Source organism: Haloarcula sebkhae (assembly GCF_014647415.1).
Classification (GTDB): domain Archaea; phylum Halobacteriota; class Halobacteria; order Halobacteriales; family Haloarculaceae; genus Haloarcula; species Haloarcula sebkhae.
This window is the reverse complement of the sequence record NZ_BMPD01000004.1, coordinates 63,553-77,593: the sequence shown is the minus strand read 5'-3', so window position 1 is coordinate 77,593 and position 14,041 is coordinate 63,553. Positions and strand designations below refer to the sequence as shown.

Below are 14,041 nucleotides of genomic sequence, written 5' to 3'. Positions count from 1 at the left end.
CTGTCACAAACCGATCACTGAGGTCACTAGCGCGATACGTGGCTACTCGTGCGAGTTCTCGCCACCGGTTGGGGAAGGGGTGCTTCAGTTGCCGCGTTTTGGATGGAGGGTTCAATAGTAAACACCTGGTGTCCGGAGGGCTTCGTTGCTAAACAATTTAGTATTTCCTCATTCCCGTGGTCGTTTCGATAGAGTGCCATCGGTCGACGGCCGGTACTCGCGAAGACACATGACGGACATCACACAGACGCCGACACGGTCGGTCCCTGCCTGTCGTTCAGGCGGTCGCGAGCGAATAGCTCCTGCCGATTCAGCCCAGCCATGATGGACGTACAACGTCGCTTGACGGAGAAGAGAGCTACCAGGCGCGTCGAAGCGCCGACGTCGGTGCCACTGTTCCGATCCGTGACGCAGGTCTGGCATTTCCCCAGCGGCGACGTCCTGCTCGAACGTACAGAGCATCGTGACTGTCTGATCCCGGACGTCGACCGGGTCGACGTTCCAGTAAGTGGAACGGAACAGATTGCGGACGCTGTGGCACTCAATACGGATACCACTGTTCGGGTGACAGATTTTTCAGGAAACACAGTAGTGACAAAATTTGATAAGAACGTGAAAATAGGCCGAATATTTCGGACCCGAATGCCGCTGTAAGCTCCCTTTGCTAGCCCTTTCTATATCGAGTAATATAGTAATTTTACTGGTAGAAATAGGTAGCTTTTGGTATCTCTATGAATCCCGTGGATATATGTCTGATGTAAATCCGTACCAGAGTCTACGGACGCAGATAGATGCTGCAGCATAATATTTAGACATTTCAGCGGGGCAACTGGAACGACTGAAAACGCCCGAGCGGATACTGGAAACGAACCTGTCTGTTGAGATGGACGATGGGTCGGTCGAGGTGTTCCGTGCATACCGGTCCCAGTTCAATGGTGATCGCGGCCCGTACAAGGGCGGTATCCGCTATCATCCGCAGGTGGACCGGGACGAGGTCAAGGCGCTCTCCGGCTGGATGGTCTACAAGACGGCGACGGGCGATATCCCACTCGGCGGCGGGAAAGGCGGCATCGTCATCGACCCGAGCAACTATTCGGAGAGCGAACTCGAACGGGTCACCCGCTCGTTCGCGAAGGAGCTGACGCCACTGATTGGGGCCGACCGCGACGTGCCCGCACCTGACGTCAACACGGGCCAGCGCGAGATGAACTGGATCAAGGACACCTACGAGACACTCGAAAACACGACCGAGCCCGGCGTCATCACCGGGAAGGACCTCGCAAGCGGTGGCAGCGAAGGTCGTGTCGAAGCGACCGGGCGTTCGACGGTCGTCGCAGCGCGTGAAGCCTTCGAGTATCTCGACAAGGACATCGAAGGCGCGACGGTCGCGGTCCAGGGCTACGGGAACGCCGGCTGGATCGCAGCGAAACTCCTTCACGAGATGGGTGCAAACGTCGTCGCCGTGTCCGATTCGAGCGGGGCTGTCTACAGCGACGAATCGTTCGACCCCGTCGCAGTCAAGGACTACAAACGCGAAACCGGGAGCGTCGTCGGATATCCCGACACAGCGAAGGAACTCACGAACGATGAACTGCTCACCCTCGACGTCGACCTGTTGATTCCGGCCGCACTCGAGAACGCCATCGACGAGTCCCTAGCACATGATATCGCTGCCGACGTCATCTCCGAGGCCGCGAACGGCCCGATCACTCCCGCAGCGGACGACGTTCTCAACGACCGCGAGACGCTGGTTATCCCGGACATTCTCGCGAACGCGGGTGGCGTCATCGTATCGTACTTCGAGTGGGTCCAGAACAGACAGCGCTTCTACTGGTCCGAAGAGCGCGTGAACGAGGAACTGGATTCGATTATCGTGGAGCAGTTCGGGAACCTCATCGAGGCTTACGAGGAGCGAAACCTCCCGTCGCTCCGGACCGCCGCGTACGTCGTCGCACTCCAGCGGGTCATGAACGCCGGCGAGCAGCGCGGCACCTGGCCGTAACGGATTCCGGACCACATCTGGCTGCCGTTCTCGCTGCCGTGTTTTCGAGCCCTCTGTCACCAAACGACACGATATTAAGGCCATCCAGTGACGAGGAACACTATGCCAACCGACCGCGTCACCGTCTCTCTCGACGAGGAGACCAAGGAGACGTTAGAGAGTCTGACCGACCGGACTGGGGAAAGCCAGAGCCAGCTGATCCGCGAGGCGATCGCGTTCTACGCGGCAAACTTCGACTCAGCCCACGCGAGCGACAGCGACCACCTCCAGACGTACTACGAGATGCTCTCGACGGGCGAGCACGTCCTGCTGGACATCGACCTCCTGCACGCACTCCTGAGCCAGTTTCCCGACCCGGAGGAGCGGGACGAGGAGATTCTCGAAATGATCGATCAGGTGGCACAGTACCACGCGCAGGAGTACGCCGAGCGCTTCGATTCACTCGAAGACGTGCTCGAATGGCTCTCTCTCTGTGGGTTCCTGACCGTTCGACGCGACGAAAAGGGGAGTTTCCACGTGGTGTTTCCATCCGAGTCGGTGCGGTGGCTGATGATCCGGTTCATCCGCGGTAGCATTACCGACCTCCCGTTCGAAATCGAGATCGAAGAGAGCGTATCCAAAGTACTGTTGAAGGAACGACAGCCGTGAATACCCCCGCCCGGGACGCAAATCGATTCGAACCAGAGGGTTGGATATTTCTTACCAGTTCATACACTTGGTGAAACAGATGTAGGATTCATACGACCGATGTTCCGGCCACACACAGGTCTTAACAATGTTTTTCAGTACCTGCTGGGACCGTGACAGTGGATATCAAAGCTAACAATCATGAGCATTACAGAACGACTCAAAGCCGTCGGTCCGGGTGCGATGGTCGCCGCCGCGTTCATCGGGCCTGGCACGGTCACGACTGCGAGCGTCACCGGTGCGGAGTTTGGTTACGCGCTGCTGTGGACCATGGTCTTCTCGATCGTTGCAACGATTGTCCTTCAGGAGATGAGCGCCCGACTGGGCCTTGTCTCGGGCGAAGGACTCGGCGAAGCACTTCGGGAGCGGTTCGACAATCAGATCGTCGAGTACGTGAGTATATTCCTCGTTGTCGGCGCGATCGGCGTCGGGACCGCCGCCTACGAGGCCGGGAACATCCTCGGTGGTGCCGCAGGGCTCGCGACGATTACTGGTATCGACTCGACGGTATGGGGGGTCGTGATGGGACTCGTGGCCGGACTCCTGCTCTACACTGGGCGCTACAAGCTGATCGAACGAGCGCTCATTGGGCTGGTCGCCGTGATGGCGTTCTCGTTCGTGGCGTCGGCGATCCTCATCGGTCCCGACCCCAGTGCGATTGCGATGGGGTTCGTCCCCGGTATCCCCTCGGGGTCGCTGTACCTCATCACCGGCCTCATCGGAACGACAATCGTGGGGTACAACCTGTTCCTGCACGCGAGTAACGTCCAAGAGCGGTGGAGCGGTCCCGACGATATCGGCCACTCCCGCATCGACACGGTGCTCTCGATCGTCGCAGGCGGCGTCATCACGATTACGATCATGGTGACTGCGGCCGCAGCATTCGAGCCTGGAACGCAGATCAGCGACATCGGCCGAATGGCCGAACAGCTGCGACCCATCGCGGGCCCGTACGCCGAACTGTTCTTCAGTATCGGCATCTTCGCCGCCGGGTTCACGAGCGCAACGACAGCACCGCTCGCGGGCGCGTGGGCGACCACAGGTGCGCTCGGCTGGGATTCAGATATGCAGAGTACACAGTTCCGTGCCGTCTGGGGAACTATCCTCGGTGTCGGGGTCCTCTCGGTGTTGCTGGGCGGCAGTCCCGTCCAGATCATTGTGTTCGCACAGGTGGTCAACGGGATTTTATTGCCGATCGTCGCGGTATTCCTGATATACGCGATGAACCAGCGGGACCTCCTCGGCGAGTACACGAACGGGTCGATAGCGAACGCCCTCGGCGTGATCGTGACGCTCATCGTCGTGTGGCTCGGAGTTCGGACCCTGCTCAGCGTCGCGGGGGTGCTGTAGATGGGCGACCGGCGGATCGGTGTCGACGTCGGTGGCACCTTCACCGACGTGACGCTGTCGCTCGACGGCGAACTCGTGACCGCGAAAGTCCCGAGTACCGAAGACCAGAGCGAGGGCGTCATCGCCGGAATCGAGAAGGCCTGCGAAGCGGCCGAGGTCGACCCTGAGACTGTAAGCGAGTTCTCCCATGCGATGACCGTGTCGGTCAACGCCCTGCTTGAACAGGACGGCGCAAAGACCGCACTCGTCACGACCGACGGGTTCCGGGACGTTCTGGAGATCGGTCGGCAGGACCGCCCTTCGTTGTACGATCTGTCGGCCGAAAAGCCGACACCGTTGGTTCCCCGCCGCCGCCGCTTCGAAGTGTCCGAACGGACGACCACCGACGGTATCGAACAGCCCGTCGACGAGGACGAAGTCCGGTCAATCGCCGAGCAGCTACGCGAGATGGATGTCGAGTCTGTCGCGGTCTCGCTCTTGCACGCGTACGCACACCCCGAGAATGAAACACGCGTCGCAGACATCCTGCGGGATGAGCTCGACGTGCCTGTCTCGGCCTCGCACGAAGTCCTCGCCGAGTTCCGCGAGTACGAACGAACGTCGACGACAGCCGTCGACGCCTACGTACGGCCGGCAATTGACCACTACGTCAGCCGTCTGACCGACCGTGCGCGGGACCTCGGGATTCCACAGCCCCGAATTATGCAGGCGAACGGCGGCATCACCGATGCCGACACTGTCAGGCGGAACGCTGTGACGACCGTCCTCTCTGGCCCTGCTGCTGGCGTCGTTGGGGCAGGGTCGATGGCGGCTGACGAACAGGCCGGGCTCGTTACGTTCGATATGGGCGGGACGTCCAGCGACGTGAGCCTCGTTCGCGATGGCGAAGCCGAACGGACAACGGAGGGCGTCATCAACGAGCGGCCGATCAAGACGCCGATGATCGACGTCGAAACAGTCGGCGCAGGTGGCGGGTCCATTGCCTGGGTCGACGCCGGGGGCGCACTCCGAATCGGCCCGCGCTCTGCCGGAGCGAACCCTGGCCCCGCTTGCTACGGGAAGGGCGGAACGGAGCCGACCGTCACCGACGCGAACCTCGTGCTGGGCTACATCGGCGAAAGTACAAGTCTGGGTGGTGAACTCTCACTTGATGCGGATGCCGCATACGACGCGCTTTCGGATCTCGCTGACCAGGGGGGGCTCGATGGGCCCCTGGAAGCCGCCCGTGGCGTCTACCGCGTCGCGAACGCGAACATGACGAGGGCCATTCGATCCGTGACTGTCGAGCGTGGGTACGACCCGCGGAAGTTCGGACTCGCCGCGTTCGGCGGTGCCGGGCCAATGCACGCGGCATCCATCGCGGATAGCCTCGATATGGATCGACTGGTGGTTCCACGCGCCTCAGGCGTGCTGTCGGCATATGGCCTGCTCGCAGCCGATGAGAAGCGCGACGCAGTACGGACGTATCAGCGCTCACTCGGCGCAGTCGACCCAAACGATGTCGACACAGTCTACGAGGACCTGTCAGAAGAACTGCTGGCTGAGGTCAGCGACCGTGAGGCGGCGACAGTGCGTTGCTCCGCCGACCTCCGGTACGCCGGCCAGAGTTTCGAACTTACCGTAGACGTCGACCGGCCGTTCGACACCACGGACGCCCGCGAGCGGTTCGCCACAGCCCACGAGTCCGCCTACGGCTACCGAGCGGACGAGTCGGTCGAACTGGTGAACTGTCGCGTGACGACGACGGTTAAGCGGAGCGCGCCGCCGGTCGAGTACACTGCCGCTAGCGACCCACAGAAGGGCTCTCGGCAGGCGGTGTTCGCCGACGAGGTCCGCGAAACGCCGGTCTACAAGCGGGCACAACTGCCACCACAGGACAGAATCGACGGCCCCGCGATTGTCGAGGGCGATGAGAGCACGATCGTCATTCCACCGGCCTGGGACGTTCAGGTCCGCGATGACGGAACACTGACAGCAGCGGTGAGCGACACATGAACGACGAAGCCACGACACCGACTGACGAACAGGAGACGATCGACCCAGTGACGCTGGAAATCCTCAGGAACCAGCTAGAAAGCGTTGCAACCGAGATGGGCCACGTGCTCATCCGCGGGGCCTACTCCCCGAACATCAAGGAGCGACAGGACTGTTCGACGGCGCTCTTCGACGCGTCGGGTCGGATGATCGCACAGGCGGAACACATCCCGGTCCACCTCGGCGCGATGCCCGACGCGGTGGATATCGTCCTGCAGGAGGACCCGAAACCGGGTGACGTGTTCATCGTCAACGACCCGTTCGCCGGCGGGACACATCTCCCCGACATCACGCTCGTCTCGACGGTCGCGCCCGACGACGAGATAGTCGGGTACGCCGTCTCACGAGCGCATCACGCCGACGTTGGCGGGAGTTCGCCGGGGAGTATGCCACCGGGTGCAAAGGAGATTTACGAGGAGGGGCTCCGCCTGCCCGCCGTTCGGCTCGTCGACGGCGGCGAACCCAACGAGGCGGTTCACGACCTTATCCGTGCCAACGTCCGGACGCCGGACGAGCGCGAGGCAGACCTTCGGGCCCAGCGTGCGGCAAACGAACGGGCCGAGGAACGCATCGGTGAACTCCTCGAAGAACACGGGTCGACCCTGCTCGATGCGTTCGATGCCGTCATCGAGTACTCCCGCGAGCGGGTCGAGGCTGAACTCGACGTGCTCCCGGACGAAACGTATCGAGCGCAGGATATCCTCGAAGGCGACGGTGTAACCGATGCTAACATTCCGATTGAGGTGGCCGTCACCATCGATGGGGCCTCAATCGCTGTCGACTTCGCCGGGACCGCCGACCAGGTGGCAGGCAACCTGAATGCGCCGCTCTCGGTCGCCAAGAGCGCGGTCTACTTCGTCGTCCGGGCGATCACCGACCCGGAGATTCCGCCGAACCACGGCTGTTACGAACCCGTGTCTGTGTCCGCGCCTGAAGGGTCAGTGCTCAACCCGGACGCGCCGGCCGCAGTCGTCGGTGGCAACGTCGAGACGAGCCAGCGCGTCATGGATGTCACGCTGGCGGCGCTCGCCACGGCAGTCCCCGACCGGGTTCCCGCCGGTGGACAGGGAACGATGAACAACCTCATCATCGGCGACCGAACCGGCGATTTCACGTATTACGAGACGATCGGCGGCGGGTTCGGAGCCCGACCCGGGAAAGACGGGATGGATGGCGTACAGGTCGGAATGACGAACACGCTCAACACGCCCGTCGAAGCGATGGAGACCGAGTATCCGCTCCGTGTTGAGCGGTACGCGCTACGTCCGTCGAGCGGCGGCGACGGCCGATACCGCGGTGGCCTGGGCCTCGAACGCACCGTCACCGTCGAGACAGATGCCACCGTGTCACTGTTGACGGAGCGCCGACGGACAGCCCCTGCTGGGATCGATGGTGGCGAGGACGGTGCGACGGGGGAGAATCTGGTCGACGGCGAGCCGGTTCCCGCGAAGGCTTCCGTGGATGTCGAAGCTGGATCGACCGTCTCCGTCCGAACGCCCGGTGGCGGCGGACACGGCGATCCGGCAGAGCGGGACCCGGAAGCGAGAAAGCGTGACCGACGTGACGGAAAGGTCGACGACCGATAGCGTATTGATTCGGTCGCTCTCAGATAGAAGGCGGCCGGCCCGTGAAGTGTTTTGTTTCGAGCGCTACGCTCATACGAGCGGGACACAATACTGCCTTTTGACATGAAGGTCCCGCTCGGAATCACGACCCTCCACCTTTCACGGAAGAGCGCGCTGTTGCTGCTCCTTGCCGCTGGTCTTCTCGGGTTCGGCGGGTACGACTACGTCCAGCAGTCCCAGGCGGTCAACAACGCCGTGGCCGTCCAGGCAACCATCACTGACGCTCGTGTCGACCGACTGGACGGCGGTCGGGGAATCGACTACGAACCGGAGATTCACTACACGTACCGGTATCAAGGAGAGACGTACACCAGCAAACAGGTGTTCCCGAGTACGGGCATCCGAACGTACTCCGACCGGTCCAAAGCGGAGTCGGTAGTCGAGTCATACGAACCTGGAACAACGACCCGCGCGTACGTCTCACCAGCCGACCCGGACGACGCGTTCCTGATTCGGGAGCGGACACCGTTCCCACTGCGCGCCATCGCCGTCGGCGGCGTTCTCTCTGTGATCGGTGTGCTAGCTGGACTAGGGGCCAAGAATCCGGGCCAACAAGAACTACGCCCGGCAAGTGAGGGACAGCCAGCGCCTCGCGAGTCATGGGTTGCTCGTCACGGAGCGACTATGCACCGGCTATCGAAACAGCTTCTCGGTATCTGTTTCGCCGCGTTCTGGCTCTCGATGGTCGGGTTAGTTCTCGGGCTGTTGAATACTGGTGGATTTGGAGGGGCACCGCAGGGGATACAGGCAGAACTTCTGGGTCCGGTCGGACTCCCCCTGATCGCAGCGTTCTGCTTCTGGGTCGGAATGATCCTCTCGCTGTGTCTGTACGGCGTTTGGTCGTTCACCGAGTACCGGCAGCTCCGGCAGCGACTGCCTGCCCCAAAACCACCGAGTCCGTTCAGGCATCCGAGTCGACTCGTCACGATACTCGGAACCGAAGACGGCAGTTTGAGCGAGTACGGAAAACGTGTCCGGCTAACCGGATGGGCGTTGCTGATTGCTGCCGGGATGACAACGGCATTGGCGTATTTACTCTATACTGCAGGCTGACTGGGTACCTGTGATGGGACGTATCGTTCTGTAGTGCTACCGATAGTTAGTCGTCTGTTGTGTCGATGGCTTTCTGCACCCCGAGCCAGTTCGTGATGGAGCCGTCAGGACCGGTGAGTGGCACTATCGTCACCCGGTTTCTGAAGCGTGTGCCGTCCGCACGATAGTTCCATAGTTCGACGGTCCGCTGTTCCCAGATATCGATCCCCTCCTGAAGCGTGGCGACCGCCTCGGGGTCTGTTGCTGGTCCCTGCAGCAGTCGAAGGTTCTCGCCGCGAAGCGCGGCTAGCGAATACCCAGTCATCTCCTGGAACGTCTGTGTCGCATATCGGACTGGATTGTCCTGATACGCCGGGCCAGTGAGCGTCAGGCCCAGAGGGATCGTCCCAAGTCGCACCATTTTCGCGATATATTCTCGCTCAAAACCCGTTACCGAGGTAGGCTCGAATCCCTTGAGATCCTGAAGGACAGCGGCCGGTGACTCGTCAGCGGGTTCCGGGTCAACACTCCGGAGTTGATGTGTTTCGACGAGGTCCGGAAGCCGACGGCGAAACTGCTCCTCGTCGAGCAGCATGGTTTCGATAAGTACGTCCCTGAGTGGGGCCATGTTCGCGGTCAGTTGATCTAGTCGGCGGTGACACAAACTCCCGTCGGTGTCCGGCCTGTGGTCGCTCAGCCGTGCCATTCATGCTGATACAGCACCTGTTACAGATACGCGCTCGTCCCTACGATACCAATGTCTGAACGCGAGTACCCGGTGGCCGGCCTTCCGACGCCCAGCGAGACATACAGCCCCGGCGATGCTGTTGCCATCCAGCTCGATGCCCTGGAAACGAACGACGACCCGTTTGAGAACGCGGGGATCATGACGGCGTACAATTTCGCCTCCCCGGCCAACCGCCGCTCGACTGGCCCACTTGACCGGTTCGTAGCCATGGTCCAGTCACCGCAGTACCGCCCGATGATCAACTTCAGGGAGGCTGTGCGAGGCCCTGTGGAACAGGATGAGAACTACGCTGAACAGCGGGTAACGGTTACAGGCCCGGATGGACGAACAACCACGTACGAGTTCGGTCTGTCAGTGCAGTCCGTCGGCGAGTTTCGGGGCTGCTGGCAGACTGACCGTGTTGTAGTGGTCTGAACGGGTCAGTGGCAACTGAATTGGTGATTTGTGCCGTGTTGTGAACTAGGTTGCAATAGCTACTGCTAGTTCCAGCCGCTCAGGTGCTACTGGCATCTCTCTCATGCGTTTTTACCCAGAGAACACTCTACAGGTGTTGGCCCGCCAGCCACAAAACAGTGGGATGAGTAATACAAGACCACTTCAACCAGAACGTTTCTTCCGCGATTATGTAATATTCTAATATAAGAAGGATATATTACTATTTAGATGGCAGTTCAAGTCATTGTGCCGTCTACGCTAGTGCGGCGAGCCACTAACGCCAGATGCACTGCCCTAGTAGCAAAGAATGAGATTTCGCTGTTCAGTTTTTCAGCACCACTCTTCCCACTTTTTACACAGATGAACCAACAATGTAGTTTTCCACTATATCCAGTGGAACTAGATCTGTCGGTATGTTAAATCCGTTCTCTAGGCGTAAGAATCTCTGAATGTGGGTTTGAAGTGTTAAAGCGTGATATAATCCGATCTTAATCTCTAGAAGACTAGCCTCTCGCATCAACAAGTCATCGAACGGTTGTTACGTTACCGAATAGGTCATATATTACACAAAATATTATACATTCAATTGTTTCAATCATTGTTGCTCACCGGACTGTGTCAGTTATTGTATTTCACTCACTGCTACGCTGGACCCAGTAGGCAGCAGGTCACGAGAACGGAGGTGTGCTGTAGATTCAGAATTGGCTCCGGAATCTCACATGGTTACTCGTTTCGAGCGGTACTCTCAGTCACTATCTGCCGGTGCAGCCACGTTACTCGTCATCTGGTCGTCAGCCTCAGTCTCAGTATATGTGATCTGCCAGCCGGTAACTCCCATGAGAATGAGGATGAGCGGCGAAAGGAAGCCTAGGAAGTAGTAGGGCGCATACTGGAACGTGCTGACGCCGAGGGTGCCAGCCATGAACACCGCGCCGCTGTTCCATGGAATGAGCGCACTTGTGACAGTCCCGGAAGATTCAATCGCCCGCGAAAGGTTCTCGGTCTTGAGCCCCTTCTCCTCGTAGAGACTGCCCAGCGTCACGCCGGGAACAACGATACTGATGTACTGTTCTGCCGCAAGGACGTTCATCGAGACTGACGACAGAACCGTAATGCCGGTGAGACTTCCAACGCTCTTGCTGAGCCGGCCGAGATGATGAGCTAAGACAGCGATAATTCCAGTACACTCGAACAGGCCGCCCAGTGCGAGTGCGGCGATAGCAATTGTTACCGCCCATGCACCGCCGACCATGCCACCGCTTGCGAGGAGGCCGTTTACGAGTTCCATCCCCGTTTCCGGGCTTGTCCCACTCTGTGCGACGGTCCAGACCGACGTGAACGAGTTACCCTGAAGCACGGCCGAGGTTATCGCGCCGGCAAAGACACCAGCACCGAGAGCTGGAATTGCGGAAATGCCGTATATCGCCAGCCCAAATGTCACGATAAGTGGGAAGAACGCGAGCGGAGAAATCGTGAACGAACCCGTAAGTGCCGTCTGTATCTCAGCGATCCGATCGACAGGGATAGATCCTGACGCGCGAATACCGAGACCGGCGTACAGGACGACAGCGATGGAGAAGGCAAGGAACGTCCCTGCCCGCATCGCGTTGATATGATCGTACAGATCGGTGTTCGTCACCGCCGAAGCGAGGTTTGTCGTGTCCGAGAGCGGTGACTGCTTGTCGCCCGTGTATGCGCCGGTGAGGATTGCACCTGCGGTCATCGGCTCAGGGAGTCCCAGTCCAGAACCGATTCCGATGAAGGCAACACCGAGCGTCCCCGCCGCGGTCCACGATGACCCGATGGCAAACGTTATCGCCGCAGTGATGATCGCTGTGAGCGGGAGGAACACTATCGGATGCAGCAGGTCAAGGCCGTAGTACATGAGCGTCGGGATCGTTCCAGCATGTATCCAGGTCGAGATAAGCGCATAGACGATAAACAGGATGAACACGACCTGAATGCCCATCAGCAACGTGTGTGTGATCCCGGCATACATCTCGTCCCAAGAGATGTCGAATCGGTAGTAACTGAACAGTCCAGTGAAGGCAATACCCCAGAGGAGGGGGAACTGCGGGTCAAGTCCGTAAATTCCGATTCCTATACCCAGCGCGGTTAGCATCCCGATGATCGGTATTAGCGCCTCCCCCAGAGAGGGCCGGTCTTCGGGGTCGATGTCGTCGTACAGCTTGATGTCGAATTCAGAACTCATACGTATTGATTCTATTACGCATCTCGATTCCGCTGGTTGCGCAGCGATGTATTTGCATCAGGGTCCGTTCCTTCTGATGAGGGACGAATCGGTTTTTCAGACTCTATACGAATAGTTTGGCGACTGCACCGACTGTGGCAACAGCGCATGTCATTTGCCCCATCGACACCATCATTAATAAAAGTTCATGGAGAGAAGGGGACAGCCAGTCGTGATGTCTGGACCGGATCCGACTGTGTTTCGAAGTCCGGTGCGCCGAGACAGATCATCCCAGTCTGGTCCGTATTTTTGAAAGGAACCAGCACCAGACTGAGCGTTCGATATGCCAAAATCATATAACCATGATAAACGAGGATCAACACATGACTGAACGCGAACCACCGTCCCGACGAATCAAGTCAATGCAGACTGCCAGTGAGATCCTGCGTGAACTTCAGTCACAGTCTGAGGCGACGCTTTCCGACCTCTGTAACAATATTGACGTTGCGAAAAGTACACTCCATACGTATCTACAGACACTCGTTGCTGAGGGATTTATCGACAAATCAGGCGATGTCTATCGGTTAGGGCTGCGGTTCATACCGCTCGGTGAAAGCGTCCGGAATCGGGTTAATCTCTATCAGCTCGGAAAAGAAGAAGTAGAGCGTTTAGCCGAAGAGACAAACGAATGGGTTCACCTCACAGTTGCGTACCGGAACAGGGAGGTAACGCTATACGAGCACAATGGGGGCGCGACTGTGGCCGTGGACTACCAACGACGAACCAGGGAATCCCCACAGTATCTCCACTGTACTGCGACCGGAAAAGCGCTGCTGGCACATTTCAACGAAGCGCGAGTCACTGAAACAGTGGCCGCTGAGGGACTCGTTCAGCAGACAGAAAAGACGATCACTGAACCCGACGAACTGCGGGAAGAACTCGCGGACATTCGAGATAGGGGATACGCAGTAAACGATGAGGAGGAAATCAGGGGACTACGATCCGTAGGCGCTCCGATACAGGACGTGGACGGAACAGTCTGTGGTGCGATCAGCGTGACCGCACCGAAAATGCGACTCTCTGGCGAATACCTTCGTAGTGATCTTCCGGAATTGGTGATGGAGGCAGCAAACATCATCGAGATCAATTTGGAGTCCGCAGCCGCCAGCGATGAGTAGTATTCACGTATATCAAATATTACGGTCACTTCTGCGGAGCGTTAACAAAGATTCTGTGCACAGATATCGCACACGGCAGTGATGTAGCGCCGCACTTCACACGTTCTTTATCAGGCCCAACAGTCGCAGCGAGTATTGCCTAAGACGACGCACAGCGGCTTGCAATTCTGCTATATTCGTTAATTCCGAATCGGAGTTCCTTGTTAACGCGAGAGAACACCCCTGCTGACAACGGCACCCCGTGCGCTCTTTCTGTATGGCCTCGGCCATACGTCATCCAGTGCAACGAGGATCAGAGCCACCGGGATCTTGTTCGGTATATTCAATGCACAGGAGAAGAGGGGTAATCGGTCCCCTGCCGGACGGTAAGATGGGAGTGTGTCTCCATCCAACGACTCAGGTAGTCAGTCGATCGCGAAACCGACATTCAAAGACACCACACCAACCGTCATTGTTCCGCTCATCAGCAACCACATCTCTGACCCCTCAGTCGATTCATGTGATGCGAGCAGCGGAGCGTGGCTGGAGTGGGACTAAACATTCAGAGCCAATAGAACGGCCACGGCTGCGACATAATAACAGTGGTACATTCGTTATACCACCACACGGTATAATTTGATGAGAAGACGACTATGTGAATGTCTCACGACACCAAAATGTCGGCATCTGAATTTTAGGTGTCGAATAGCGGCTTTGCAGCTTTATTAATTGATATAATATTGTATTGCGGCCATCTATTGGTCTTTGTACTGAATTTAC

Annotated in this window: 9 protein-coding genes and 1 pseudogene; 8 read left to right on the top strand and 2 right to left on the bottom strand. The window is 58.6% G+C overall.

Going from position 1 to position 14,041, the window contains the following annotated elements; all coding sequences use genetic code 11:
- Window positions 1-748 precede the first annotated feature (748 nt).
- From IEY38_RS12730 to IEY38_RS12705, 6 genes and pseudogenes are all read left to right on the top strand, one after another.
- Window positions 749-2,002: pseudogene (locus IEY38_RS12730) on the top strand (Glu/Leu/Phe/Val family dehydrogenase).
- 102 nt (window positions 2,003-2,104) lie between these two features.
- Entirely contained in the window at window positions 2,105-2,650 is a 546-nt protein-coding gene (locus tag IEY38_RS12725) for a ribbon-helix-helix protein, CopG family (protein WP_188978327.1), read from the top strand.
- Window positions 2,651-2,830: 180 nt separating this feature from the next.
- Window positions 2,831-4,039 carry an Nramp family divalent metal transporter gene (locus IEY38_RS12720; protein WP_188978325.1) on the top strand — a complete coding sequence of 403 codons (1,209 nt, stop codon included), beginning with the start codon at window positions 2,831-2,833 and terminating at the stop codon, window positions 4,037-4,039.
- On the top strand, window positions 4,040-6,034 hold the full coding sequence (locus IEY38_RS12715) for a hydantoinase/oxoprolinase family protein (RefSeq protein WP_188978323.1): 1,995 nt from the start codon (window positions 4,040-4,042) through the stop codon (window positions 6,032-6,034).
- Window positions 6,031-7,659, top strand: a complete 1,629-nt coding sequence (locus IEY38_RS12710) for a hydantoinase B/oxoprolinase family protein (protein WP_188978322.1) — start codon at window positions 6,031-6,033, stop codon at window positions 7,657-7,659. Before IEY38_RS12715 ends, IEY38_RS12710 begins: the two co-directional genes overlap by 4 nt.
- A gap of 102 nt (window positions 7,660-7,761) precedes the next feature.
- On the top strand, window positions 7,762-8,751 hold the full coding sequence (locus tag IEY38_RS12705) for a DUF3592 domain-containing protein (protein ID WP_188978320.1): 990 nt from the start codon (window positions 7,762-7,764) through the stop codon (window positions 8,749-8,751).
- A gap of 46 nt (window positions 8,752-8,797) precedes the next feature.
- On the opposite strand, the gene IEY38_RS12700 is transcribed toward IEY38_RS12705, so the two are convergent.
- Window positions 8,798-9,436 carry a PAS domain-containing protein gene (locus IEY38_RS12700; RefSeq protein WP_229775294.1) on the bottom strand — a complete coding sequence of 213 codons (639 nt, stop codon included), beginning with the start codon at window positions 9,434-9,436 and terminating at the stop codon, window positions 8,798-8,800.
- Between the two features lie 51 nt (window positions 9,437-9,487).
- On the opposite strand from IEY38_RS12700, the gene IEY38_RS12695 reads away from it, so the two are divergent.
- Window positions 9,488-9,892 (top strand): DUF4864 domain-containing protein, encoded by a 405-nt coding sequence (locus IEY38_RS12695; protein WP_188978317.1) that lies wholly within the window; start codon window positions 9,488-9,490, stop codon window positions 9,890-9,892.
- Window positions 9,893-10,658: 766 nt separating this feature from the next.
- Here the strand turns inward: IEY38_RS12695 and arcD are convergent.
- The gene (gene arcD, locus IEY38_RS12690; RefSeq protein WP_188978315.1) at window positions 10,659-12,125 is read right to left on the bottom strand and encodes an arginine/ornithine antiporter ArcD; all 1,467 of its coding nucleotides are present in this window, start codon (window positions 12,123-12,125) and stop codon (window positions 10,659-10,661) included.
- Between the two features lie 362 nt (window positions 12,126-12,487).
- Between arcD and IEY38_RS12685 the strand changes: the two genes are divergently transcribed.
- The gene (locus IEY38_RS12685; RefSeq protein ID WP_188978313.1) at window positions 12,488-13,282 is read left to right on the top strand and encodes an IclR family transcriptional regulator; all 795 of its coding nucleotides are present in this window, start codon (window positions 12,488-12,490) and stop codon (window positions 13,280-13,282) included.
- The last annotated feature ends 759 nt before the right edge of the window (window positions 13,283-14,041 follow it).

Coding starts and splice junctions, on each gene's coding strand:
- IEY38_RS12725 (WP_188978327.1), top strand. CDS start 2,105: ATGCCAACCGACCGCGTCACCGTCTCTCTCGACGAGGAGACCAAGGAG.
- IEY38_RS12700 (WP_229775294.1), bottom strand. CDS start 9,436: ATGGCACGGCTGAGCGACCACAGGCCGGACACCGACGGGAGTTTGTGT.
- IEY38_RS12705 (WP_188978320.1), top strand. CDS start 7,762: ATGAAGGTCCCGCTCGGAATCACGACCCTCCACCTTTCACGGAAGAGC.
- arcD (WP_188978315.1), bottom strand. CDS start 12,125: ATGAGTTCTGAATTCGACATCAAGCTGTACGACGACATCGACCCCGAA.
- IEY38_RS12715 (WP_188978323.1), top strand. CDS start 4,040: ATGGGCGACCGGCGGATCGGTGTCGACGTCGGTGGCACCTTCACCGAC.
- IEY38_RS12685 (WP_188978313.1), top strand. CDS start 12,488: ATGACTGAACGCGAACCACCGTCCCGACGAATCAAGTCAATGCAGACT.
- IEY38_RS12720 (WP_188978325.1), top strand. CDS start 2,831: ATGAGCATTACAGAACGACTCAAAGCCGTCGGTCCGGGTGCGATGGTC.
- IEY38_RS12695 (WP_188978317.1), top strand. CDS start 9,488: ATGTCTGAACGCGAGTACCCGGTGGCCGGCCTTCCGACGCCCAGCGAG.
- IEY38_RS12710 (WP_188978322.1), top strand. CDS start 6,031: ATGAACGACGAAGCCACGACACCGACTGACGAACAGGAGACGATCGAC.